Here is a 23,227-nt window from a genome sequence, read left to right as displayed (position 1 = left end):
TGTCTCCTCCATTCGCGTCGTTCGTCTTTATTGTTTCGACAGCGCGATGTAGCGCGCGAGATGGTGATCCTCGTCGCCGAGCTGGTGATCGATCATCACGAGCCGCTTCGCGTAATGCGACAGCGGCAGCTCCCACGTCATCCCGATCCCGCCGTGCAGCTGGATGCTCTCCTCGGCGACCAGCGTGCCGATCCGGCCGATGGTGTACTTGGCCGCCGCGAGCGCGCGTTCGCGCACCGCGCGCGGCGCATCGAGCTGCGCGGCCGCGTTGATCACCGCCGAGCGCGCCTGCTCGACTTCGAGCAGCAGGTCGGCCATCCGGTGCTGCAGCGCCTGGAAGCTGCCGATCGGCATGCCGAACTGCTTGCGCGTGCGCAGGTAGTCGAGCGTCGCTTCCTTCGCGACGTCCATCGCGCCGAGCGCCTCCGCCGACAGCGCGAGCAGCCCGTAGCCGAGCACGCGTTCGAGCAATGCGGCGCCTGCTTCGTCGTCTTGCGTTTCCGGCACGCCGAGCGCCGCATCGCCCGGCAGCACGACGCGCTCGAAGCGCACCTCGGCCGCGCGGCCGCCGTCGATCTTCTTGTAGTCCCGCAGCGACACGCCCGGCGCGTCGGCCGGCACGACGAACAGGCCGATGCCGGCCGCGTCGTCGTCCTGACCGGACACGCGCGCGCTGACGACGAAGAACGCCGCCTGCGCGGCCTGGTCGACGACGCCCTTCGCGCCCGTCAGCACCCAGCCGTCGCCGGCACGCTCGGCGCGCGTGCGCACGGTCGTCAGTTCGTAGTGCGAGCCCGGCTCGTCGTGCGCGAACGCGGCGCTCGCGCTGCCGTCGATCAGCGCGGCCAGCCGCGCGCGATGCGCGTCGCCGCCGGCCAGCGCCAGCGCGCGACCCGCGAGCAGCGTGCCGAGGAACGGCTCGACCACGAGCCCGCGGCCGAGGCATTCGAACACCACGGCGATGTCGAAACCCGCGCCGCCGAAGCCGCCGTCGGCTTCGGCAAACAGCGCGCCGACCGCGCCGAGCTCGGCGAAGCGCCGCCACATCGCGCGATCGAAGCCTTCGGCCGACTGCGCGATGCGGTCGCGCACCGGGAACGCATACCGTTCGGCGATGAAGCGGTTCAACGTGTCCGCCAGCATCCGGCGGTCTTCTGTGTGCTGGAAATCCATCGTCGCGTCCCTCGTTACAGCCCGAGCATCATCTTCGCGATGATGTTCTTCTGGATCTCGTTCGAGCCGCCGAAGATCGACAGCTTGCGGTTGTTGAAGTACTGCTGCGCGGCGCTCGCGGCCTCGTCCGGGCCGACCGGCTCGCCGTCGTAATCGGCATCGAGCGCTGCGTCGACGAACGGCTGCGCGTACGGCCCCATCGCGCGGCGCATCAGCGCGGTGATCTCCTGGCGGATCTGCGTGCCGCGGATCTTCAGCATCGAGCTTTCCGCGCCCGGCACGCCGCCGCCCGCGACCGCCGCCAGCACGCGCAGGTTGGTCGTGCGCATGTTCTCGAGTTCGATCTCGACGCGCGCGATGCGCGCCGCGAAGAACGGATCGTCGGCGAGCGGCCGGCCGTTCTTCGTGACCTTCGCGGCCACCGCGCGCAGCCGCTCGAGCGCGGCCGTCGAGAAGCCGATCCCGGCGATGTTGGTGCGCTCGTACGTGAGCAGGTATTTCGCGCAGGTCCAGCCGCGGTTCTCTTCGCCGACCAGGTTCGCCACGGGCACGCGCACGTCGGTGAAGAACACTTCGTTCACCTCGTGCTCGCCGTCGAGCGTGATGATCGGGCGCACTTCGACGCCCGGCGTGTTCATGTCGATCAGCAGGAAGCTGATGCCCTCCTGCTTGCGCACGTCGGTCGCGGTGCGCACGAGGCAGAAGATCATGTTCGCGTAGTGGCCGAGCGTGGTCCACGTCTTCTGGCCGTTCACGACGTAGTGATCGCCATCGCGCACCGCGCTCGTCTTCACCGATGCGAGGTCGGAACCGGCGCCCGGCTCCGAGTAGCCCTGGCACCACCAGTCGGTGCCGTCGAGAATGCGCGGCAGCCAGTGGCGCTGCTGCGCTTCGCTGCCGTACTTGATCAGCACGGGCCCGAGCATGTTGACGCCGAACGGCACGATGCGCGGCGCGCCGGCGAGCGCGCATTCGTTGTCGAACAGGAACTTCTGCGCGACGCTCCAGCCGGGGCCGCCGTATTCGCGCGGCCAGTGGCTCGCGAGCCAGCCGCGGGCGTTCAGGATTGCGTGCCATTCGCGCATGTCGTCGCGCGTCAGGTGCAGGCCGCCCTTCACCTTGCGCGCGGTGCGCGCGGGCAGTTCGGCGGCGAGGAAGCGCTGCACTTCGGTGCGGAACGCTTCCTCTTCGGGAGTGAAATTGAGGTCCATCGTGGGTCCGTTGCGAATGCGGTGGGCGTTCAGTCGATACGGTTCAGGCTCGCGAAATCCGCGCCGCGCCCGACCAGCTCGACGAGCAGCGGCGACGGTTTCCAGAACAGCGGATCCTCCTGCGCGAACGCGCGGATGTCGGCGAGCACGTTCGCGAGGCCGACGGTGTCCGCGTAGTGCATCGGGCCGCCGCGATGGCGCGGGAAGCCGTAGCCGTACAGGAACACCGCGTCGACGTCGAGCGGGCGCAGCGCGATCTTCTCGTGCACGACGTTCGCACCTTCGTTGATCATCGCGGCAAGGTAGCGGCGCAGGATTTCGTCGTCGGTGAACGTGCGCGGCGTGACGCCCTTTTTCGCACGCTCTTGCGCGACGATCGCCTCGACTTCCGGGTCCGGCGTGCCGATGCGCGCGCCGTCCGGATACAGGTAGTAGCCGCGCGCGGTCTTCTGCCCGAACCAGCCCCGCTCGCACAGCCGGTCGGAAATCTCCACGTAGCGCGCGCGCGGGTCGCGCGTCGCCGCGCGGCGCTTGCGGGTCGCCCAGCCGATGTCGCCGCCCGCGAGGTCGACGACCTGGAACGGCCCCATCGGGAAGCCGAATTCGCGCACCGCGCGATCGATCTGGTACGGCGACGCGCCGTCTTCCATCAGGTAGTCGGCCGCGGTGCGATAGACGGCGAGGATCCGGTTGCCGATGAAGCCGTCGCACACGCCGGCGCGCACCGGTGTCTTTTTCAGCTGTTTGGCCAGCGCGAATGCGGTCGCGACGACGTCATCGGCGACGCGCGCCGGCACGACGATCTCGAGCAGCTTCATCACGTTCGCCGGCGAGAAGAAATGCAGGCCGATCACGTCGGCCGGCCGGTCGATGCCGGCCGCCAGCTCGTCGATGTCGAGATACGACGTGTTGGTCGCGAGCACCGCGCCCGGCTTGCACACGCGCGCGAGTTCGGCGAACACCGCCTTTTTCACGGCCATGTCCTCGAATACCGCCTCGATCACGACGTCGGCCTGCGCGAGCGCGTCGTACGACGTGCTGCCCTTGAAGCGCGCGAGGCGCGCCGCGTGCGCGGCCGGCGTCATCCGCCCCTTCGCGACGAGCCCGTCGTACACCTTCTCGACATGCGCGCGGCCGCGCGCGAGCGACGCTTCGTCGCGTTCGATCATCGTCACCGGCAACCCGGCGTCGAGTGCCGCGACCGCGATGCCCGCGCCCATCGTGCCGCCGCCGACCACGCCGATCCGCTCGACCAGGCGCGCGCTCGCGCGGCGCGCCTCGGGCGCCTTCGCGGCCTCGCGTTCCGCGAAGAACGCGTGCACGAGGCCCGCGCGCTGCGGGCTGTCGACGCACTGCAGGAACAGGCTGCGTTCGAGCTTCATCCCCGCGTCGAACGACAGCGTGAGCGCGGCCTCGACCGCGTCGACGATCTTCGCCGGCGAGAACAGGCCGCGCGACTTCTTCGGCAACTCGGCGCGCGCCGCGTCGATCGCGGCCTGCGCGGCCGCGCGGTCGGCGAGGCCCTGCGCATCACGCGTGCGCCGAGCCGGCGCGCCGAGCGACACGAGTTCCTGCGCATAGGCGAGGCCTTCGGCGAGCGTGTCGTCGCTGTGCGCGACGCGATCGACGAGGCCGAGCGCGAGCGCTTCGTCGGCGCTCGCGTGACGCCCCGTCAGCATCAGGTCGAGCGCGGCCTGCGCGCCGATCAGGCGCGGCGCGCGCTGCGTGCCGCCCGCGCCGGGCAGCAGGCCGAGCGTGACTTCGGGCAGCCCGAGCTTCGCGCCGGGCACCGCGAGCCGGTAATGCGCGGCGAGCGCGACTTCGAGGCCGCCGCCGAGCGTCGCGCCGTGCAGCGCCACCACGACCGGCTTCGCGCTCGACTCGATCCGCTCGCAGACGTCGGGCAGCGACGGCGGCACGGGCGGCTTGCCGAATTCGCGGATGTCGGCGCCCGCGATGAAGTTGCGGCCGGCGCCGACGATCAGCACCGCGCGGATCGCGGCGTCGGCCTGCGCGGCGTCGAGCGCGTCGGCGAGGCCGCGCCGCACATCGGCGGACAGCGCGTTGACGGGCGGATGGTCGATCGTGACGACGAGCACCTTGTCGCGCCGTTCGCGCGTGACGGTGCCGGTCTGCGCGGGTTCGGGGGAAGCGGTTGAATTCATCGTGTCTCCATTGCGGTGCGCCATGCGGGCGGGACCGGTCGCCGGGCCGGCGAGCGGCGCCGCGTCCCGATCCCGCGCGGCGGGAAACGATCCGGCGCATGTGCCGGGCATGACTCGATTCTCGATTGATCGAGATTCATTGACAATTCCCGCTCGACTTTACAAGCTGTCAAGTCTGACTTGACATTGAATGCTTTCGGACCGCTTCGGGTCCTTAAGCGGGACGGATCAGGAGACACCGGGCATGGACCTGAACGCGCTGACGCTGCTCGTCGAGATCCTCGACGCGGGCAACCTGAGCAAGGCCGCGCAGCGGCTCAAGATGAGCCGCGCGAACGTCAGCTACCGGCTGAACCAGCTCGAGCGCTCGATCGGCCAGCAGCTCGTGCGCCGCACGACGCGCCGCATCGAGCCGACCGAAATCGGGCTGAAGCTGTACGAGCACGGCCGGCGCATCCGCAACGAGCTGCTCGCCGCGCAGGAATCGGTGACGACGCTCGGCCAGGACCTGCAGGGCCGCGTGCGGCTGTCGGTGCCGAGCGGCTACGGGCAGATGGTGATGTCCGACTGGCTGCTCGCGTTCAAGCGGCTGCATCCGGGCATCGTGCTCGACGTGGTGTTCGAGAATCGCGTGGAGGACCTGATGCGCGACGAAGTCGACATCGCGATCCGCGTGATGTCCGAGCCGCCGCAGAACCTCGTCGCGCGCGACATGGGCGCGGTGCGCTACGTCGCGTGCGCGTCGCCCGCGTTCGCGGCCGCGCACGGGATGCCCGCGAGCCTAGGCGCGCTGGCCGCCGCGCCGGTCGTCACCGCGACGGTGCTGGGCCGGCAGCTGCGGATCGCGGCGTACCTCGGCGACGAACGCCACGAGGTGCTGCTCGAGCCCACGCTGATTTCGGAGAACTTCCTGTTCCTGCGCCAGGCGATCCTCGCCGGGATCGGCGTCGGCATCGTGCCCGACTACGTGATGCAGGACGACATGCGGCGCGGCACGGTCGTCACGTCGCTCGACGCGTATCGTCTCAGCATCTTCGGCACGCACATGTACATGCTCTACATGCCGAACCGGCACCACACGCGCGCGACCGCGACGTTCATAGAGTTCATCCTCGAACAGGCCGGAAAGGCCGGCCGGGGCGGGCCCGGCGGGATGCGTCAGGGTTTCCTGTCGGATGACAATCCGCCGGCCGCACGGCGACAATAGCGCGCCGTCCGTGCGGAGCGCGTGCCGCGCACACGCCGCCTCCTTCGAATTCACTGTTGCCGAGGGTTTCAATGTTCGACCGGATCCGTCCGCATTCGCGTCCCCGGACGCTCGTCGCCACGCTCGCGCTCGCCGCGCTCGTCACGTTCGGCGCCGGCTGCACATCGCCGTCCGCGCCGTCGGGCGCCGTCGTCCCGGTCGCTGCCGCATCGGGCGCCGCGGTGCCGCTGCCCGGCGTTCACGCACCCGAACTGTCGTCCGGCTGGACCGACAAGCCGGGCTGGACCTCGCAGCGCTTCATGATCGCGGCCGCGAACCCGCTCGCCACGCAGGCCGGCTACGAGATGCTGAAGGCCGGCGGCACCGCGATCGACGCGGCGATCGCCACGCAGATGGTGCTCGCGCTCGTCGAGCCGCAATCGTCGGGGCTCGGTGGCGGCGCGTTCATGCTGTACTTCGACGGCCGTGCGACGCAGGCTTATGACGGCCGCGAAACCGCGCCTGCCGCGGCGACCGACCGGCTGTTCTATGGCCCGACCGGCCAGCCGATGGGCTTCTACGAAGGTGTCGTGGGCGGCCGTTCGGTCGGCACGCCGGGCGTGCTGCGGATGCTCGACGCCGCGCACCGCGCGCACGGCAAGCTGCCGTGGCGCCGGCTGTTCCAGCCCGCGATCCGGCTCGCCGAGCACGGCTTCACGATCAGCCCGCGCCTCGCGATGCTGATCGCGAACGACAAGTACCTGATGAACGACCCGGCCGCGCGTGCGTACTTCTACAACAAGGACGGCACGCCGAAGGCGGCCGGCACGGTGCTGAAGAACCCCGCGCTCGCGACCGTGCTGCGCCAGGTCGCCGATCGCGGCGCGAATGCGTTCTACACCGGCGCGATCGCGCGCGACATCGTCACGAAGGTGCGCAAGCACCCGACCAATCCGGGCCTGCTGTCGCTGCAGGATCTCGCGCGCTACAAGGCGAAGGTGCGCGCGCCGCTGTGCACCGACTACCGGCGCTCGGTGGTGTGCGGGATGCCGCCGCCGTCGTCGGGCGGCCTCGCGATCGCGCAGATGCTCGGCATTCTCGAGGCGATGCCCGACTGGCAGCAGATCGGCGCGCAGAAGCCGGTGCGCAACGACGTCGGCTACGAGCCGACGCCGTTCGCCGCGCACCTGTTCAGCGAAGCGGGACGCCTCGCGTATGCGGACCGTGCGCGCTACGTCGCCGATCCGGATTTCGCGCCGCTGCCGGGCGGCAGCTGGGCGAGCCTCGTCGACCGGGCCTATCTCGCGCAGCGCGCGCGCCTGATCGGCGACACGAGCATGGGCGTCGCGCAGGCCGGCACGCCGCAGGGCGCGACGCTCGCGCTGGCCGACGACCGCAGCCCCGAATTGCCGTCGACGTCCGACATCGCGATCGTCGACCGCTACGGCCAGGCGCTGTCGATGACGACCAGCGTCGAGGACGCGTTCGGTTCGCGGCTGATGGTGCGCGGGTTCATGTTGAACAACCAGTTGACCGATTTCTCGTTCGTGTCGAACGAGAACGGGCGGCCGGTCGCGAACCGCGTGCAGCCGGGCAAGCGGCCGCGCTCGGCGATGTCGCCCGAGCTCGTGTTCGACCAGAAGACGAAGCAGGTGACGATGATCGTCGGCTCGGCCGGCGGCCCCGCGATCATCAATCACGTCGCGAAGACGATGATCGGCGTGATGGACTGGGGGATGACGATGCAGCAGGCGATCGCGCTGCCGAACGTCGGGTCGATGAACGGGCCGACCCAGCTCGAACGCGGCCGCGTGTCGGACGCGCTCGTCGACGGGTTGAAAGGGCGCGGGCACGACGTGCGGGTCGTCGAGATGAATTCGGGACTGCAGGGGATCCAGCGGCTGAACGTGCAGGGGCAGACGGTGTGGTTCGGCGGGGCCGACCCGCGGCGGGAAGGCGTCGCGATGGGCGAATGACACGACCGGCACGGGCGGCGCGCATGCCGCCCGCGGGCCTCATCCGGGCATCACCCGCGCCCCTTCCACGGCACCACCCGCCGCTCGACCCACCGCATCGCGAGATCGAACAGCCACGCGATCGCGCCGATGATCAGGATTCCCATCACGACGAGATCGGTACGCAGGAAGCTCGACGCGTTGAGCACCATCTGCCCGAGCCCGGCCGTCGCGGCGACCATTTCGGCCGCGACCAGCGTCGTCCAGCCGAACCCGATCGCGATCCGCAAGCCGGTGAGGATTTCCGGCAGCGCCGCCGGCAGCACGACATGGCGCACGATCTGCGCGAAGCTGCCTCCGAGCGAATACGCGGCGTTGATCTGCTCGACGGTTGCCGCGCGCACGCCGGCACGGGCGGCCATCGCGATCGGCGCGAAGCATGCGAGGAAGATCACGACGAGCTTCGCCGTCTCGTCGATGCCGAACCAGATCACGACGAGCGGCAGATACGCGAGCGGCGGCAGCGGCCGGTAGAACTCCAGCAGCGGATCGAGCACGCCGCGCGCGATGCGGCTCACGCCCATCAGGATGCCGGCCGGCACGCCGATCGCGGTCGCGAGCGCGAACGCACCGAACACGCGCGCGGCGCTCCACAACAGATGTTCGGACAGCGGCAGGCCGCCCTGGATGCGGCCGTGCCACGCATCGACGAAGGCCGCCCACACCGCTTCCGGCGCGGGCAGGAACAGCGGCGGCAGCCACTGGAAATGCGTCGCGACCCACCACAGCACGGCCAGCGCCGCGACCGTCGCCGCGCTCAGCCCCGCGGTCTTTCCTTGTCCCGGCAGCCGGTAACGGCGCGACGACGGCGCGCGACGCAACGCTGCCTGAGGCTGCGTGCGATCGCCCGGTTCGAAACCTGCGTCCGTACGATCGGCCGCCCACGAATCCTGCGTGCTCATGCTGTCCTGCCTGTGCAAAGTACTGATCCGGCCGCGCCCGACGGACGCGCCCTGTCGCGCGAACTCATGCATCACGCGCGCTCCGCCACCGCCTCGTCGCGATGCAGATACGCGATCAGCCGCTCGCGCCACGCGATGAATTCCGGCGACGACTTCACCGCGCGCGCATCGCGCGATTCGACGTAGCGCCGCGCGAACGGCAGCTCGAACGTTTCCGCGATCCGGCCGGGGCCCGGCGTCATCACGACGAGACGCGTCGCGAGGAACAGCGCCTCCTCGACGTCGTGCGTGATGAAGAACACCGTCTTGCCGGTGCGTGCCCACACGTCGAGCACGAGCGCCTGCATCGTGCCGCGCGTCATCGCGTCGAGCGCGCCCATCGGCTCGTCCATCAGCAGCACGCGCGGATCGCTCGCGAGCGCACGCGCGATGCCGACACGCTGCTGCATCCCGCCCGACAGCTCGTACACGCGCGCGTGCGCATGCTTGTCGAGCCCGACCAGCGCGAGCATCTCCCGCGCCCGCGCTTCGCGTTCGGCCTTCGACACGCGTGCGAAGCGCAGCCCGAGCGCGACGTTCTCGAGCACGTCGAGCCACGGCAGCAACGCGTATTTCTGGAACACGACGCCGCGATCGGCGCCGGGGCCCGTGACCGGCACGCCGTCGACGCGCACGTCGCCGGTCGTCGGCGCGACGAAGCCGGCCATGCAGTTCAGCAGCGTCGTCTTTCCACACCCGGACGCGCCGAGCGCGACGACGAATTCACCGGCTTCGATGCGCAGGTCGACGCGCGCGAGCGCCTGCGTCGTCGGCCGGCCGCGTTCGCCGGGATAGTCGACCGATACCTGACGGACTTCCAGCGTGCTCATGCTCGGGACTCCGCGATGATCGCCGCGTTCAGCGCGCGGCCTTCTGCACGAACTGCGGATCGACGCCGACCGAATAGTCGGCGAGCACCGTCTGGATCGTGCCCTGCGATTTCAGGAACGCGGCGGTGGCCGCGAGCGACTTCGCGGCGCCCGACTGCGCGCCGCCGCCGAGCCACGTCGGCGACGCCTGCTCGGCCGGCGTCGGAAACGCGTAGAGCGCGAGGCTCGCGGGCACGTCCTGCGCGTCCGCGCCCGATACCTTCGCGACCGCCGCGACCTGCGGCGAGCCGACCTTCCACGTCGCCGCATGCGCGCGGTAGTCGGCGTCGGCGGCCGCGAGCACCTTCACGAAGCGCGCGACGAACTCGGGGTTTTCGCGCGCAAACTTGCGGCTCACGACGAAGCCGTCGAAGGTCGCCTTGCCACTTTCTTTCGCAACCTTGCCGGACGTCGTCAGCACGGTGCCCGACTGCTTGACCTTCGCGAGCACCGGATCCCAGATGTAGGTCGCGTCGATGTCGCCGCGCGTCCACGCGGCCGCGACCTCGGGCGGACGCAGGTTGACGATCTTCACGTCGTTCGGGTTCACGCCGGCGGCCTGCAGCGCGACGAGCGTATGGAAATGCGACGTCGACACGAACGGCACGCCGATCTTCCTGCCCTTCAGCGCGGCGACGCTGGTCACGCCCGAACCGTTGCGCGCGACGAGCGCCTCGGCGTCGTTGATGTTGTCGAGCACCCAGAACAGCGAGATGTCGAGCCCCTGCGACAGGCCGGCCGCGATCGGGCTGGAACCGGCCTCGCCGAGCTGCACGGAGCCCGACGCGAGCGCGCGGATCACGTCGGCGCCGCTGTCGAGCTTGCGGAACGTGACCTTGTAGCCGGTCGCCTTTTCGACTTCACCGCTCGCCTGCGCATAGCGCCACGGCACGACCATGTCCTGGTACGCGATCACGACCTCGCGCGATTCGGCGTGCGCCGCGCCCAGCGCGGCAAAGGCGGTCAGCGCGACGACGGCGCGGCGGACGAAGCTGAAACGGGACATGCGGCTCTCCTTCGGAATGCGGGCATTGCTGCGGGAGAGCCGACTTTACGAGCTTTGCGCGCGGCGGGAGCGAACTTATCCTGCGAAGCTATCGATGCCGTTTCAGCTTTGCTTTTCATGCTCGACCGGATTGCGTGTCCGGTCGGGTGACGATTGCCGTGCGCATGCGCGGATGGCCGCCGCGCCAACGAAAAAGCCCGCATCGCTGCGGGCTTTTTTCGACTGCGCGAGACAATCGCGGCATCGCGACGCTCAGACCACCCCGGCCCCATGCGCCTGCAGATCGGCGTGATAGCTCGAACGCACCATCGCGCCGACGGCCGCGTGCGTGAAGCCCATCTTGTACGCCTCTTCCTCGTACATCTTGAACGTATCCGGATGCACGTACGCACGCACCGGCAGGTGGTGCTCGGACGGTTGCAGGTACTGGCCGATCGTCAGCATGTCGACGTCGTGCGCGCGCAGGTCGCGCATCACCTGCAGGATTTCCTCTTCGGTCTCGCCGAGGCCGACCATCAGGCCCGACTTCGTCGCGACGTCCGGATGCAGCGCCTTGAAGTCCTTCAGCAGCTTCAGCGAGTGCGCGTAGTCCGAACCCGGGCGCGCTTCCTTGTACAGGCGCGGCACCGTTTCGAGGTTGTGGTTCATCACGTCGGGCGGCGCGGCGTTCAGGATCGAGATCGCGCGGTCGAGACGGCCGCGGAAGTCCGGCGTCAGGATCTCGATGCGCGTGTCCGGCGACTGCTCGCGCACTTCACGGATGCACTCGACGAAGTGGGCGGCGCCACCGTCGCGCAGGTCGTCGCGGTCGACGCTCGTGATCACCACGTACTTGAGCTTGAGCGCCGCGATCGTGCGCGCGAGGTTCTTCGGTTCGTCCGCGTCGAGCGGATCGGGACGGCCGTGGCCGACGTCGCAGAACGGGCAGCGGCGCGTGCACTTGTCGCCCATGATCATGAACGTCGCGGTGCCCTTGCCGAAGCATTCGCCGATGTTCGGGCAGCTCGCTTCCTCGCACACGGTATGCAGGTTGTGCTCGCGCAGGATCGTCTTGATCTCGTTGAAGCGCGAGCTGCCGGTGGCCGCCTTCACGCGGATCCACTCCGGCTTCTTCAGCTTCTCGATCGGAACGACCTTGATCGGGATGCGCGCCGTCTTCGCCTGCGCCTTCTGCTTGGCGGTGGGATCGTAGGCAGCGGTCGCGGCCGAGTCGGCCGGTGCGGGGGAAGCGGTAACGTCAGTCATTCGAATGTTCCAGTGCCTGCGGCTTGTCGGCGGCCGCGGATGCGCCATCGAGGTTGGCAATCAGACGACCCACCAGCGTGTGGGCGACGTCGTTCCAGTCGGCGGCAACCTCGAGGCTCGCCATGTCGACGGTTTCCAGTCCGGCATAGCCGCACGGGTTGATCGCGAGAAACGGGCGCAGATCCATCTTCACGTTCAGGCTCAGCCCGTGATAGCTGCAGCCGTTGCGGATCTTCAGGCCGAGGGCCGCGATCTTCGCGCCTTCGTGCACGCCGGATGCCACGTAGATGCCCGGCGCGCCCGCCTTGCGGACCGAAGCGAGATTATACGCCGCGAGGGTTTCGATCACGGCCTCCTCGATCTTCGTCACGAGCGTGCGCACCATCAGCTTGCGCCGGCGCAGGTCCAGCAGCAGGTAGGCGACGATCTGGCCGGGGCCGTGGTAGGTGATTTGCCCGCCGCGGTCGACCTTCACGAGCGGCACGCCGCTGTCGGCCACCAGCAGGTGGGCCGGGTCGCCGGCCTGGCCGAGCGTGTAGACGGGCGGATGCTCGACGACCCAGATTTCGTCGCCGGTGTCGGCCGTGCGCGTGTCGGTGAACGCGCGCATCGCGTCGAAGCTCGTCTCGTAGGCCTCGCTGCCCCGCCAGCGCACGGTGACCGGCACGACGGGCCGGACCGGAAACCCGGCGGGCGATTCGGAAACAGCGACAGGCGTGGACACGATGGCAACCGGCGAAACGGACATGGGCGGTAGTTTACCGAAAACCCATGCGTCTCGCCGGCTCCGGATGGGGACGGATCGCGAGCATCCGTCAGAGGAAAGGTCGGTCAGACGGTGCGCCAGCCGTCGTGGAACAGCGCGTTCACGCGGTTGCGCAGGCGCGCCAGCGCGCCGCGCGCGACTTCCCCGGCCGGCCGCGACACCGAGAACGCGACCTGCGCGCCCTGCCGGCCTTCCGCGCTGAGCCACAGCCGCTCGCCGCGACGCAGCCGGAGCGTCTCGCCGTCGACCAGGAAGTAGTCTTCGACGTCGTTGCTGCGCGTCGCCCACACCGGCCCGCATTGCACCGTCAGACGCGTGCTGCGCTGCACCTTCATCGGCACGGTCTCGCCCGCGGGGATTTCGAACGTGATGCTTGAAGAAATTTCTTGCATGATCGACTCCGCCAATAAATGCTTCGATGGCTACAATCGTAGTCACTTCAAGGCCCCCGACCAAACGACCAATTTTCACGTCGATGTGAGGAAAATTAGCAAATGGACCTCCGCCAGCTGCCTGCGCTGAACGCGATTCGCGCGTTCGAAGCCGCCGCCCGTCACGAGAATTTCTCCCGCGCCGCCGACGAGCTGTACGTCACCCACGGCGCGGTCAGCCACCAGGTTCGCGCGCTCGAGGAGGAGCTCGGCGTGCAGCTGTTCACGCGCAACGGCAAGCGGCTGTGCCTGACCGACGCCGGCATGCGCTACGCGCAGCAGGTGCGCACCGCGCTGATGCAGATCGCCGATGCGACGCGCGAGGTGCGCGCGAGCGACCGCGGACGGCGGCTGGTGGTGTCGATGCTGTCGTCGTTCGCCGCGCGCTTCATCACGCCGCGCATCGGCACGTTCATCGAGCGGCATCCGGAAATCGACGTCGAGCTGCAGTCCACCAACTCGCTCACCGACTTCGCGCGCGACGACGTCGATCTCGCGATCCGCTTCGGCTCCGGCAGCTATCCGGGGCTGCACGTCGAGCCGCTGTTCGAGGAAGTGTTCTTTCCGGCGTGCGCGCCGACGCTGAACGGCGGCAAGCTGCCGCAGACGCCCGCCGATCTCGTGCACTACAACCTGCTGCGCTCGGACGACGAGCTGTGGCGGCCGTGGTTCGACGCGGCGGGGCTCGATACATTGACCGAGCCGAAACGGGGGATTCTGTACCAGGATTCGTCGAACCTGCTGCTGGCCGCGATCGACGGCCAGGGCATCGCGCTGGTACGCCGCTCGCTCGCGGTGCACGATCTGCTGGACGGGCGCCTCGTGCGCCTGTTCGACATCGACGGGCAGAGCCCGTGGCACTATTTTTTCGTGTGTCCGCCGCCGCTCGTGAACACGCCGCGCGTGCAGGCGTTCAGGACCTGGCTGCTTCAGGAAGTCGCGGAGTACCAGCAGCTGTGCGACGAGCTGGACGCGCGGCGCGCGGCGGGGAAGACCCCCGCCGAGTGCGCGCAGGAAGGAGGATGGAAAGCGGCGCTCAGAGCACGACCTTGACCATCGGATGGCCGGTCAGTGCGCGGTAGATGTCGTCGAGCTGTTGCTGGCTCGTGGCGCGCACGGTGATCGTGAGGCCGGTGTAGTTGCCGCCGCTCGAGGCACGCTCCTCGATCTTCTCGACGTCGATCTCGTTGTCGTGGACGGCCACGACCTTGAAGATCGTATCCTTGAACTCCGGGTGCGCCTTGCCCATGATCTTGATCGGGAAGTCGCACGGAAACTCCAGCAGCGACTCCTTCCGGGCATCGATCGCGCCGGTGACCTCGATGGTTTTGGTCGGTTCGCTCATCACTTTCTCCGGGTTAGGTCAAACTGTTCAAACTCGCGTGCCTTCGCACGCTGGTACGCGTCGTACAACGCCGCGAACACGGGGCCCGGCTTGCCGCCCTGCACGGGCAGGTCGTCGAGCGACGTGACGGGCAAAATCTCCTTCGTGGCCGACGTGATCATGATCTCGTCCGCCGAGCGCAGCTCGGCTTCGCTGATCTCGCGCGCGACGAACGGAATGCCGCATTCGTCGGCCAGCTGCTCGACCAGCGCGTAGCGGATCCCTTCGAGGATCCTGTTGCTGCGCGGCGGCGCGTACAGCTCGCCGTTCTTCACGATCCACACGTTCGACGACGAACCTTCGGTCACGTTGTCGTCGCGCAGCTGGATCGTCTCGAACGCGTCGCGTTCGGCCGCATGCTGCGCCATCAGCACGTTGCCGAGCAGCGAGATCGACTTGATGTCGCAATGCAGCCAGCGGCGATCCTCGGCCGTCACGCAACGCACGCCCTGCGCGCGCTCCTGGTCCGACGGCAGGCGCAGCGGGCTCGTCATCGCGAACACCGTCGGGACCGTATTCGCCGGGAACGCGTGGCCGCGCTTCGCGACACCGCGCGTCACCTGCAGGTAGACGAGCGCATGGCCGTCGCCGAGGCCTTCCGCATTCGCGGCGACCACGCGCTCGATCAGCGCGCGCCAGCCGGCCGCGTCATGCGGATTGTCGATGCCGATCTTCTTCAGGCTGCGCGCGAGCCGCTCCAGATGCTGTTCGATCCGGAACGGCACGTGCGCGCCGTCATGCGCATAAACGGGGACGACTTCATACACGCCATCGCCGAAGATGAACCCGCGGTCGAGCACCGGCACGCGGGCTTCCGACAGCGGCACCAGTTCCTCGTGCGACGACACGCTGAGGTAGACGATCGGTTCGAATTCGGCTTGGCTCATGACAATGACAGATGGGGATGAAGTCGTGAAAACAAAGGCCCGTCGCGCTTACTTCTTCTTGCTGAACATCAGCAGGATCGAGTCCCAGATACGGCCGAAGATACCCGCTTCCGGCACGGCCTGCAGCGCGACGACCGGGAACTCCGACAGCGTCTTGCCGTCGGCGACGATCTTCACGGTACCGACCTGCTGGCCTTCCGCGAGCGGCGCGATCAGCGGCGCGTTGACCTCGACTTCCGGCTTGACCTTGTCGCCCAGGCCGCGCGGCACGGTCACCCACTGGTCGCCCTTCACGCCGACCTGCACGGTGTTTTCCTTGCCCTTGTAGATGCGTGGCGTCGACATCGCCTGGCCGCCCTTGAACAGGCGCACCGCGTCGAACGCGCTATAGCCGTAGTTCAGCATCTTCATGCTGTCCTGCGTGCGCTCGCCTTCCTTCTGCTCGCCCATCATCACCGACACGAGACGGCGCTGGCTGTCGACACCCGGGATCGCGCGCTTCGCCGACGCGATCAGGCAGTAGCCGGCCGCCTGCGTATGGCCCGTCTTCAGGCCGTCGACCGTCGGATCCAGCCACAGCAGGCGGTTGCGGTTGCCCTGGCGGATGTTGTTGTACTTGAACTCCTTCTCCGAGAAGATGCTGTAGTACTGCGGAAAATCGCGGATCAGGTGCGCGGACAGCTTCGCGAGGTCGCCGGCCGTCGTGTAGTGGTTCGGGTCGGGCATGCCGTTCACGTCGGCGAAGTGGGTGCCCTTCATGCCGAGGCGCGCCGCCTCGTCGTTCATCAGCGTGACGAACTGCCCTTCGCTGCCGCCGACCAGTTCGGCCAGCGCGATCGCGGCGTCGTTGCCCGACTGGATGATCATCCCGTACACGAGGTCGTGCACCGACACCGGCTTGTTCGCCTCGATGAACATGCGCGACTCGTCGGTGCCGACGCGGCGTACCGCGACGCTCGGCGTGACGATCTGCTCCATCGAGATCTTCTTCTTGTCGAGCGCCTCGAACACCAGGTAGGCCGTCATCAGCTTCGTCAGCGATGCGGGCTCGACGCGTTCGTCGGCGTTGCCCGATGCGAGCACCGTGTTGCTCGTCGCATCGACGAGCACCCACGAGCGCGCGTTCACGCCCGGCGGCGGCACCGCGCCCGGCATGAAGGTCGCGGGCGCGCCGGTGAACTGCTCGGCGGCGGCGGCCGGCGCGGCATGCGCGGCCTTGGCCTTGGCGGCCGGCTTCGCCTCGGCGACGACGATCGTCGACGCGAGCGCGACGGGCAGCATCACGCCCAGCGCGACGTTGCGCGCGGCGGTGCCGAAGGCGATGGAAGAAGCGAGGGACTTGAGGCCTTGGGGAGACAGACGCATGATCGATTCAGGCTGATGGCAGAAAGTGCGGCGCGAAACGCGCAAGGGTTGAACGGCAAGGCGGCGGGCGTTCCGGCGTTCGTCCGACTGCGTCGGACGGCGCGAAACGCGCCGGTTGGACTCGTGCGGACGCGTTCGGTTCGCGGCCGTCGCGAGCGGGCGGACAGGCGCGAAACGAGCGCCGCATGGGCCCAGCCGGGCCGCGGGCGACGCGAATTGCGGCCATTATACGTGGCTGCGAACGGCGTTTTCGGGAACCGTGGCCCGGGCGGCCGCACGCCGGCTTCGAGACGATGGCGTGGCCTCGCTGCGAGAGAGGGTGATCGAAGCCGCGCGAAAGGCGTGCGCAGGCGCCGTGCAAGTCGGGCTGCACTGCGCCGGAGCGGGCATGGGCGACCGTGCCGTGACACGATGCGGCGCGATGTCGCGCGAGCGGCGACATCGCACGCGTGCGGCAGCGGCGCCGCACGCCGGGTTCAGCGCATCAACGCCACGCGTCGACGATGATGCGCTTCAGCACGTGCAGCTTGCGATGGAAGAAATGCTCGGCACCGGGGATCACGACGACCGGCAGTTCCTGCGGCCGCGCCCAGTCGTAGACCGACGCGATCGGCACCGTGTCGTCGGTTTCGCCGTGGATCACGAGCGTGTTCTCCGGCACCTCGGCGACCTGCCAGCGGCTCGCGGCCGTGCCGACGAACACCATCCGCTCGATCGTCTCGCCCGCGTCGCGCAGCCGCTTCGCGACATGCGACAGCACGAAGGTGCCGAACGAGAAGCCCGCGAGCACGAGCGGCAGGTCCGCATACGCGGGCTGCGCGCGCATGTGCGCGAGCACGGCGAGCAGGTCGTCGGCCTCGCCGACACCGTTGTCGTGCACGCCCTCGGTCGCGCCGACGCCGCGGAAGTTGGACCGGTACACCACGTAGCCGAGCTGGACCAGCGTGCGCGCAAGGGTTTGCGCGACCTTGTTGTCCATCGTGCCGCCGAACAGCGGATGCGGGTGCGCGACGAGCGCGATGCCGCGCGGCGCGACGCTGCCGTCGCGCATGGCGTCCGGCAGGTCGACCGCGATTTCGATCTGCCCGACCGGGCCGGCGATCAGCGATTTCTGCGTATGAACGTTCATTCGACCGGCCCGCTCAGATCTTCAGGCGCTCGACGACCTTGCCGTCGCGCAGGTGCGATTCGACGATCTCGTCGATGTCGGCCTGGTCGACGTACGTGTACCACGTGCCTTCCGGATACACGACCATCACGGGCCCTTCCTCGCAGCGGTCGAGGCAGCCGGCCTTGTTGATGCGGACCTTGCCGGGCCCCGCGAGGCCGAGTTCCTTCACGCGCTTTTTCGCGTATTCCTGCATGGTCTGCGCATCGCATTGCGCGCAGCTCGGACGCTCGGCGCCCGGGTCGCGCTGGTTCAGGCAGAAGAAGACGTGGTGCTGGTAGTAGGAATCCATGATGGTGACGAGCGGCCCGGCGCGGTGCCGGGCGGAAAGAGGGGCGATCGCCGTTGCGCGCGGCAACGGATGTGCGGACGATTATAACGAGCGGCGCGCGCCGCTGCCCGCGACCGAACCGCGGCCGCCCTGCCCGGCGTGCCGCGTCAGCGCCGCGGCGCGGCCGGCAGCCACGCGCGCTCGACCCGCTGGCCGAGCAAGATCAGCGCCGCGTAGGGCCAGATCCACGCGAGCCAGCGCGCGATGCTGTTGAAGTGCACGTAGCGGCCCTGCCGCCAGCCCGACAGCGTGAAGTCGAAGAACGGGTTGACGGGCAGCAGGTTGACGAGCGCCACGCCGGCCAGCAGCGCGAGCGCCGCGAGCAGCGCGCGCCACGCGGCCGGCACGCGCAATGCGAGCAGGGCCGCCGCGAAGCCGAGCTCGATACCGAGCCGCGCACCGGGCGTCGCCCACACGACGACGAGGCCGGTGCTCGACTGCATGAAGGTCGCGGCCGCCTTCAGCGCGAGCGTCGCGACGACGAACCCGATCAGGAGCCGCACGCGCGGCGCGCGCTCGCGCATCGCGAGCGACGCGATCGCCAGCGCGGCGAACAGCATCAGCCCGCCGAGCGTGGCTTCCCACGCGGCGTCGGACAGCCAGCCGTCGACGCGCTCGGGCCATTCGCTCACGCGCCACGCGGCCGGCAGCCACGCGAGCAGCGCGTCCTGCATCGAGCCGTCGGCGCGTTCCCACAGCGCGGCCGGCCAGTCGCCGATGCCGAACAGGAACGGCGACGGAAACAGGATCGCGAACGGCCACAGTCCGGCGAGCAGCAGCGGCGTCGCGCCGTCGGGCTCGAACCACGCGAAGCGCAGCCGGCGCAGCGCGCCGCGCTCGAGCAGCGCGCCGGTGGCCGGTGCGGCGAGCGCCGCGCCGAGCAGCGCGCCGAGCGCGTTGGCCGCGAGGTCGAGATTCGACGCGACACGCGTCGGCAGGTAGGTCTGCAGCGCCTCCATCGACCCCGACAGCAGCACGCCGAGGCCGCCGACGATCAGCGTCGCGGCCACGCCGCGCCAGCGCGGATGCAGCGCGAGCACGCCGAGGGCGCCGAACGGCAGGTAGCCGAGCACGTTGGTGACCACGTCGAACGCGGTCACATAGCGCTGCATCGGCGCGAACAAGTAGTCGAACGGCCCGATGCCGAGCGACACCCAGCCGTCGAACGGATACAGCGATGCATAGACGACGAGCGCCGCATACGCGGCGAACGCCTGCCGCGCCAGCGACGACGCGCGCGACGTGCCCGGCGCGCTCATCGCGGCTGCGCGCGGTGCGTCACGGGTTGCCCGCGTACGCCTGCACGCCGACCCACGCGGCGATCTGCGACACGAGCTCGTCGCTCGCGGCCGCGAGCGCACGCGCGCCGCCTTCCGCATCGGGCGTGCTCGACGGCGCGCGCGCGACGAAGGTGCGCTGGCCGAGCACCTTGCCGTCCTGCATCAGCGTCGCGCGCGCGGTGACCGCGCCGTGGCTCTGCGACTGCCCGTCGAACACCTGCTCGAATTCGTTCAGGTCGACCTTCAGCGTCGGCGCGCGCACGCCGTCGGTGCCTTCGAGCACCGCGCCGCGCGACGACAGCGCGCCGCGCAGCCGCTGCGTGAGCAGTTGCGCGGGTGGCGCGGTCCAGCGGCTGTCGCGATAGACGGCCATGCGCTGCGCATCCGCATACGCGAGGCGGTAGACGAACTTGTCCGTGTCGAGCGCGTCGGGCGCGGCGACGTCGAGCACCTTCAGCGCGGGCCCGGTGCCGGCCGTGACGACCGATGCGGCCGGCCCGAGGTCGTAGCGGACGTTCGACAGCGCCGCGGCGTTGCCGGCGCAGCCGGCGGCACACGCGAGCGTCAGCACCGCGAGCGCGGTCGCGGCCGGACGCAGCGCGCGGTCAAGGATTCGTGGCATGGCATGTTCCTGCATGATGTTTCCGGTTTCGATGGCGTGATGGCCCGGTCTCGCGCCGGGCCGGTCGAGCGGCGGGCTGGCGATGCGCTTCATTTCCCGGCCGCGGCACCCGCCCCCGGCCAGACGAAGCCCGCCTCGCCGGGCCCGGGCGCGGAACCGGGCGAGCCGAACAACAGACTGCGCGGGTTGCGGCCGAGTTCACCGGCGACGTCCTTCAATTGCCGCGACGCATCGCCGACGCTGCCAGCCAGCGCGTTGAAACGCGGCAGCGTGTCGTACTGGACCCGCGCGTTCAGGTCGTTCAGCGCGACGCCGACCTGCTCGGCAGCCGAGCCGGCCTTGTTCAGGTTAGACACGAGCGGCCCGTTCGGCTGCAGCAGCGTGTTCGCCGATGCCATCGCGCGATCGACCTGGTGCATCGTCTCCGGCAGCGCGGCCACCGCCGGCGCGAGCTGCTTCGACAGCGTCGCCGCGCCGTCCGCCGCATGCTGCAGGCTTTCGGCCGTCGCGCGCAGCTGCTCGCGCATCTCCGGCGACATCAGCGCGTTCGCGCTTTTCGCCGCCAGCTCGAGCTGCCGCAGCAGCACGTCGCCGCGCTCCTGGATCTGGTCGAACAGGCTCGGCCGCATCGGGATCTGCGCGATCGCCTTCGGCGACGACGGCAGCGGCGCCAGGTCGCGCCCCGTATCCTCGAGCTGCACGAACGCGATGCCCGTCACGCCCTGGAAGCCGAGGCTGCCGTAGGTCGACTGCGTGATCGGCGCGTCGCGATCGACGAGGATCCGGATCCGGATCTGGCCCGGATGCGCGCGATCGAAGCCGATCGACTGCACCTTGCCGACGTCGAGGCCGCGAAAACGCACGGCCGCATCGGGGAACAGGCCCGTCACGTTGGTGCGCGCGAGCAGGTCGTACGGCACGCGCACGGTACGGTCGACGTTGAACCAGAACACGGTGCCCGCGATCGCGAGCGTCAGCGCGATCGTGAACAGGCCGGCCCAGAACGCATGTGATTTGTTTTCCATTCGCGGGTTCCTTGCTTCTTGCCTTGCTTACAGATCGACGCTCGACGGCGCCGGTTCGAGGGCCGCCTTCGGCAGCTTCGCGCGCCGCTCGGGCGGCAGCGCCTGCAGCGCGCGGCGCCCGCGCAGCCCCAGGAAATATTCGTGGATGAACGGATGGTCGACGTTCGCGGCCTCCTCGACGGGAGCCGCGACCAGCACCTTGCGGTCGGCCAGCACCGCGACGCGCGTCGACAGCGCGACCATCGTGTCGAGATCGTGCGTCACCATCACGACCGTCAGCCCGAGCGTGCGGTGCAGCGTCGCGATCAGCTCGACGAATTCGTCGGACGCCTGCGGGTCGAGGCCGGCGGTCGGCTCGTCGAGGAACAGCAGCTCCGGCTCGAGCGCGATCGCGCGCGCGATGCCGACCCGCTTCACCATCCCGCCCGACAGCGCGGCCGGCATCTTCGACGCGTGCTTGCACGGCAGCCCGACCATCTCGAGCTTCAGCATCACGATGTCGTGCAGCAGGTCGGGCGGCACGCGGCCGAGCTCGCGCAACGGCTGCGCGACGTTGTCGAACACCGTCATCGACGAAAACAGCGCGCCCTGCTGGAACAGCATCCCCGAGCGCGTGCGCATCATCCGCGCGGTCGCGTCGTCGATCTTCGACGTGTCCTCGCCGAACACCTTGATCGTGCCCGACGTCGGCCGCTCGAGGCCGAGGATCTGCCGCACCAGCGTCGTCTTGCCCGAGCCCGAGCCGCCGACGATCGCCACGATCTCGCCGCGCCGCACGTCGAAATCGAGCTTCTGGTGAATGATGTTGCGCCCGTAGCGCTTCGTCAGGTTGCGCACCTCGATCACGAGGTCGTCGCCGGGCCCGGCGGCGCCCGGCGGCGTGCCGACCGAGCCTGCGCCGATTGCCGCGGCATGTGCGCTGGCGGCACCCGCCGCCGGTTCGTTCGACGCGTTCATCCGAGCCCCACGTTCTGGAACAGGATCGCGAACACCGCGTCGGCCAGGATCACGACCGTGATCGACGAGACGACCGAGGTCGTCGTCCCTTCGCCGAGGCTCTGCGAGTTCGCCTTGATCCGGAAACCGAAATGACAGGCGACCAGCGCGATCAGCATGCCGAACACGACGCCCTTGCCGATGCCGATGTACAGGTTCGCGATCGGCACGACGCCCGGCAGCGAGCGCACGAAATAGTTGACGTCGATGCCGAGCACCAGCTTCGCGGCGAGCGCGCCGCCCGTGAGCGCGATGATGTTGGTCCACATCACGAGCAGCGGCATCGCGACGCCGAGCGCGAGCACGCGCGGCAGGATTAGCCGCAACCCGTGCGGGATGCCCATCACGCGCATCGCGTCGAGTTCCTCGGTCACGCGCATCACGCCGATCTGCGCGGTGATCGCCGACCCGGAGCGGCCCGCGACGAGGATCGCCGACAGCACGGGCCCCAGCTCGCGGATCACCGACAGCCCGAGGATGTTCACGATGTAGCGGTTCGCGCCGAACATCTGCAGCTGCTGCGCGGACAGGTAGCTCAGCACGATGCCGATCAGGAATGCGACCAGCGCGGTGATCGGCAGCGCCTGGGCGCCGGCGCTGTAGATGTTCGCCGAGGTTTCCTTCCACGGCATCGTCTGTGGGCGGCGCAGCACCGACAGCGCATCGAGGATCACGAGGCCGAACATCGCGATGCCGCCCTGCAGGTGTTCGGCGAACGCGAAGATCGCCTGGCCGAGGCGCGTGACGGGATCGAACCGCACGACGCGCTCGGGCGCCTCGCGCTGGCTGTCGAGGCGTTCGATCCGCTCGAAGATCGTGCGCTGCGTGGCGGACAGCTCGACGCCGGCCGGCAGCTTGCGGCCCCACACGCGCCACAGCGCCTGGCCGCCGACGTGGTCGAGTCGCTCGATGCCGGACAGATCCCATTCGTTCACGCGCCCGGACGCGATGCCCGCGATACGGCGCGCGACCGCACCGCGGTTGCGCGCAAGCGCGAGTGCGGTCCATTGGCCGTACAGGCGCACCGTCTGACCCTGGCCGCCGGCGTCGACCGACAGGCCGGGAGGAGTCTCGAAGTCCAAGGGCGGATTGTTTGCAAAAGGATGACAGCGGCCATTGTAGCGAACCGCCCGGCGCCGCGACGTGAGGATTGCCGTCGGG

General features: G+C 69.4%; 22 protein-coding genes. 3 read left to right on the top strand and 19 right to left on the bottom strand.

All coding sequences use genetic code 11. From position 1 onward, the window contains the following. Window positions 1-27: 27 nt before the first annotated feature. From U4012_RS18785 to U4012_RS18775, 3 genes are read right to left on the bottom strand one after another with little or no spacing between them, the layout of a single operon-like run. On the bottom strand, window positions 28-1,173 hold the full coding sequence (locus tag U4012_RS18785) for an acyl-CoA dehydrogenase (protein WP_321800692.1): 1,146 nt from the start codon (window positions 1,171-1,173) through the stop codon (window positions 28-30). 14 nt (window positions 1,174-1,187) lie between these two features. Continuing rightward, window positions 1,188-2,384, bottom strand: a complete 1,197-nt coding sequence (locus U4012_RS18780) for an acyl-CoA dehydrogenase family protein (protein ID WP_044846745.1) — start codon at window positions 2,382-2,384, stop codon at window positions 1,188-1,190. A gap of 29 nt (window positions 2,385-2,413) precedes the next feature. Then, entirely contained in the window at window positions 2,414-4,549 is a 2,136-nt protein-coding gene (locus U4012_RS18775) for a 3-hydroxyacyl-CoA dehydrogenase NAD-binding domain-containing protein (protein ID WP_321800689.1), read from the bottom strand. Window positions 4,550-4,793: 244 nt separating this feature from the next. Between U4012_RS18775 and U4012_RS18770 the strand changes: the two genes are divergently transcribed. Then, window positions 4,794-5,756 carry a LysR family transcriptional regulator gene (locus U4012_RS18770; RefSeq protein WP_124486547.1) on the top strand — a complete coding sequence of 321 codons (963 nt, stop codon included), beginning with the start codon at window positions 4,794-4,796 and terminating at the stop codon, window positions 5,754-5,756. Between the two features lie 71 nt (window positions 5,757-5,827). Continuing rightward, window positions 5,828-7,711, top strand: coding sequence for a gamma-glutamyltransferase (gene ggt, locus U4012_RS18765; protein ID WP_321800686.1), 1,884 nt, complete (start codon window positions 5,828-5,830; stop codon window positions 7,709-7,711). A gap of 50 nt (window positions 7,712-7,761) precedes the next feature. Here the strand turns inward: ggt and U4012_RS18760 are convergent, their stop codons facing one another. From U4012_RS18760 to U4012_RS18735, 6 genes are all read right to left on the bottom strand, one after another. After that, window positions 7,762-8,724: an ABC transporter permease subunit gene (locus U4012_RS18760; protein ID WP_321800775.1), complete on the bottom strand. Its 963-nt coding sequence runs from the start codon at window positions 8,722-8,724 to the stop codon at window positions 7,762-7,764. Beyond that, window positions 8,724-9,521, bottom strand: a complete 798-nt coding sequence (locus U4012_RS18755) for a taurine ABC transporter ATP-binding protein (RefSeq protein ID WP_044846750.1) — start codon at window positions 9,519-9,521, stop codon at window positions 8,724-8,726. The genes U4012_RS18760 and U4012_RS18755 overlap by 1 nt, the downstream gene beginning before the upstream one ends. Before the next feature lie 28 nt (window positions 9,522-9,549). After that, window positions 9,550-10,566 carry a taurine ABC transporter substrate-binding protein gene (gene tauA / locus U4012_RS18750; protein WP_321800682.1) on the bottom strand — a complete coding sequence of 339 codons (1,017 nt, stop codon included), beginning with the start codon at window positions 10,564-10,566 and terminating at the stop codon, window positions 9,550-9,552. 252 nt (window positions 10,567-10,818) lie between these two features. After that, window positions 10,819-11,811, bottom strand: a complete 993-nt coding sequence (gene lipA / locus U4012_RS18745; protein ID WP_124486554.1) for a lipoyl synthase — start codon at window positions 11,809-11,811, stop codon at window positions 10,819-10,821. Beyond that, window positions 11,804-12,559: a lipoyl(octanoyl) transferase LipB gene (lipB, locus tag U4012_RS18740; protein WP_321800679.1), complete on the bottom strand. Its 756-nt coding sequence runs from the start codon at window positions 12,557-12,559 to the stop codon at window positions 11,804-11,806. The genes lipA and lipB overlap by 8 nt, the downstream gene beginning before the upstream one ends. Window positions 12,560-12,642: 83 nt before the next feature. After that, complete coding sequence (locus U4012_RS18735; RefSeq protein ID WP_044846777.1) at window positions 12,643-12,969, bottom strand: DUF2917 domain-containing protein; 327 nt, start codon at window positions 12,967-12,969, stop codon at window positions 12,643-12,645. Between the two features lie 102 nt (window positions 12,970-13,071). Here U4012_RS18735 and U4012_RS18730 point away from each other — a divergent pair, with 102 nt between their 5' ends. Next, entirely contained in the window at window positions 13,072-14,061 is a 990-nt protein-coding gene (locus tag U4012_RS18730) for a transcriptional regulator GcvA (protein ID WP_257773541.1), read from the top strand. On the opposite strand, the gene U4012_RS18725 is transcribed toward U4012_RS18730, so the two are convergent. The 10 genes from U4012_RS18725 to U4012_RS18680 all read right to left on the bottom strand — a co-directional run bounded on the left by U4012_RS18725 (window position 14,045) and on the right by U4012_RS18680 (window position 23,148). Next, window positions 14,045-14,353: a YbeD family protein gene (locus tag U4012_RS18725; protein ID WP_044846755.1), complete on the bottom strand. Its 309-nt coding sequence runs from the start codon at window positions 14,351-14,353 to the stop codon at window positions 14,045-14,047. The genes U4012_RS18730 and U4012_RS18725 overlap by 17 nt on opposite strands. Further along, on the bottom strand, window positions 14,353-15,279 hold the full coding sequence (locus U4012_RS18720) for a D-amino acid aminotransferase (RefSeq protein ID WP_321800673.1): 927 nt from the start codon (window positions 15,277-15,279) through the stop codon (window positions 14,353-14,355). Before U4012_RS18720 ends, U4012_RS18725 begins: the two co-directional genes overlap by 1 nt. 48 nt (window positions 15,280-15,327) lie before the next feature. Further along, on the bottom strand, window positions 15,328-16,644 hold the full coding sequence (locus U4012_RS18715) for a D-alanyl-D-alanine carboxypeptidase family protein (RefSeq protein ID WP_044846757.1): 1,317 nt from the start codon (window positions 16,642-16,644) through the stop codon (window positions 15,328-15,330). Between the two features lie 484 nt (window positions 16,645-17,128). Continuing rightward, the gene (locus U4012_RS18710) at window positions 17,129-17,773 is read right to left on the bottom strand and encodes an alpha/beta hydrolase (RefSeq protein WP_321800670.1); all 645 of its coding nucleotides are present in this window, start codon (window positions 17,771-17,773) and stop codon (window positions 17,129-17,131) included. Between the two features lie 13 nt (window positions 17,774-17,786). Then, window positions 17,787-18,104: a (2Fe-2S) ferredoxin domain-containing protein gene (locus U4012_RS18705; protein WP_044846759.1), complete on the bottom strand. Its 318-nt coding sequence runs from the start codon at window positions 18,102-18,104 to the stop codon at window positions 17,787-17,789. Between the two features lie 146 nt (window positions 18,105-18,250). Continuing rightward, window positions 18,251-19,402 (bottom strand): VanZ family protein, encoded by a 1,152-nt coding sequence (locus U4012_RS18700; RefSeq protein ID WP_321800668.1) that lies wholly within the window; start codon window positions 19,400-19,402, stop codon window positions 18,251-18,253. A 19-nt stretch (window positions 19,403-19,421) separates the two neighbouring features. Further along, window positions 19,422-20,045, bottom strand: a complete 624-nt coding sequence (locus tag U4012_RS18695; RefSeq protein WP_321800666.1) for an ABC-type transport auxiliary lipoprotein family protein — start codon at window positions 20,043-20,045, stop codon at window positions 19,422-19,424. An 89-nt stretch (window positions 20,046-20,134) separates the two neighbouring features. After that, a complete protein-coding gene (locus U4012_RS18690; protein ID WP_044846761.1) occupies window positions 20,135-21,070 on the bottom strand; it encodes an MlaD family protein in 936 nt (311 codons plus the stop codon). Window positions 21,071-21,097: 27 nt separating this feature from the next. Next, the gene (locus tag U4012_RS18685) at window positions 21,098-22,027 is read right to left on the bottom strand and encodes an ABC transporter ATP-binding protein (RefSeq protein WP_321800663.1); all 930 of its coding nucleotides are present in this window, start codon (window positions 22,025-22,027) and stop codon (window positions 21,098-21,100) included. Continuing rightward, complete coding sequence (locus U4012_RS18680; protein WP_044846763.1) at window positions 22,024-23,148, bottom strand: MlaE family ABC transporter permease; 1,125 nt, start codon at window positions 23,146-23,148, stop codon at window positions 22,024-22,026. The genes U4012_RS18685 and U4012_RS18680 overlap by 4 nt, the downstream gene beginning before the upstream one ends. Window positions 23,149-23,227 lie beyond the last annotated feature (79 nt).

Source organism: Burkholderia sp. BCC1988 (genome assembly GCF_905339895.1).
Classification (GTDB): domain Bacteria; phylum Pseudomonadota; class Gammaproteobacteria; order Burkholderiales; family Burkholderiaceae; genus Burkholderia.
The sequence above is the reverse complement of the archived record's forward strand: the minus strand, read 5'-3'. Positions and strand labels throughout refer to the sequence as shown.

Excerpts from the sequence above, each read along its gene's own strand:
- U4012_RS18715 (WP_044846757.1), bottom strand. The coding sequence starts at position 16,644 with ATGCGTCTGTCTCCCCAAGGCCTCAAGTCCCTCGCTTCTTCCATCGCC.
- U4012_RS18735 (WP_044846777.1), bottom strand. The coding sequence starts at position 12,969 with ATGCAAGAAATTTCTTCAAGCATCACGTTCGAAATCCCCGCGGGCGAG.
- U4012_RS18710 (WP_321800670.1), bottom strand. The coding sequence starts at position 17,773 with ATGAACGTTCATACGCAGAAATCGCTGATCGCCGGCCCGGTCGGGCAG.
- U4012_RS18770 (WP_124486547.1), top strand. The coding sequence starts at position 4,794 with ATGGACCTGAACGCGCTGACGCTGCTCGTCGAGATCCTCGACGCGGGC.
- U4012_RS18730 (WP_257773541.1), top strand. The coding sequence starts at position 13,072 with ATGGACCTCCGCCAGCTGCCTGCGCTGAACGCGATTCGCGCGTTCGAA.
- U4012_RS18760 (WP_321800775.1), bottom strand. The coding sequence starts at position 8,724 with ATGCATGAGTTCGCGCGACAGGGCGCGTCCGTCGGGCGCGGCCGGATC.
- lipB (WP_321800679.1), bottom strand. The coding sequence starts at position 12,559 with ATGTCCGTTTCGCCGGTTGCCATCGTGTCCACGCCTGTCGCTGTTTCC.
- U4012_RS18685 (WP_321800663.1), bottom strand. The coding sequence starts at position 22,027 with ATGAACGCGTCGAACGAACCGGCGGCGGGTGCCGCCAGCGCACATGCC.
- lipA (WP_124486554.1), bottom strand. The coding sequence starts at position 11,811 with ATGACTGACGTTACCGCTTCCCCCGCACCGGCCGACTCGGCCGCGACC.
- U4012_RS18700 (WP_321800668.1), bottom strand. The coding sequence starts at position 19,402 with ATGAGCGCGCCGGGCACGTCGCGCGCGTCGTCGCTGGCGCGGCAGGCG.
- U4012_RS18690 (WP_044846761.1), bottom strand. The coding sequence starts at position 21,070 with ATGGAAAACAAATCACATGCGTTCTGGGCCGGCCTGTTCACGATCGCG.
- ggt (WP_321800686.1), top strand. The coding sequence starts at position 5,828 with ATGTTCGACCGGATCCGTCCGCATTCGCGTCCCCGGACGCTCGTCGCC.
- U4012_RS18775 (WP_321800689.1), bottom strand. The coding sequence starts at position 4,549 with ATGAATTCAACCGCTTCCCCCGAACCCGCGCAGACCGGCACCGTCACG.
- U4012_RS18725 (WP_044846755.1), bottom strand. The coding sequence starts at position 14,353 with ATGAGCGAACCGACCAAAACCATCGAGGTCACCGGCGCGATCGATGCC.
- U4012_RS18785 (WP_321800692.1), bottom strand. The coding sequence starts at position 1,173 with ATGGATTTCCAGCACACAGAAGACCGCCGGATGCTGGCGGACACGTTG.
- U4012_RS18720 (WP_321800673.1), bottom strand. The coding sequence starts at position 15,279 with ATGAGCCAAGCCGAATTCGAACCGATCGTCTACCTCAGCGTGTCGTCG.
- tauA (WP_321800682.1), bottom strand. The coding sequence starts at position 10,566 with ATGTCCCGTTTCAGCTTCGTCCGCCGCGCCGTCGTCGCGCTGACCGCC.
- U4012_RS18705 (WP_044846759.1), bottom strand. The coding sequence starts at position 18,104 with ATGGATTCCTACTACCAGCACCACGTCTTCTTCTGCCTGAACCAGCGC.
- U4012_RS18755 (WP_044846750.1), bottom strand. The coding sequence starts at position 9,521 with ATGAGCACGCTGGAAGTCCGTCAGGTATCGGTCGACTATCCCGGCGAA.
- U4012_RS18780 (WP_044846745.1), bottom strand. The coding sequence starts at position 2,384 with ATGGACCTCAATTTCACTCCCGAAGAGGAAGCGTTCCGCACCGAAGTG.
- U4012_RS18695 (WP_321800666.1), bottom strand. The coding sequence starts at position 20,045 with ATGCCACGAATCCTTGACCGCGCGCTGCGTCCGGCCGCGACCGCGCTC.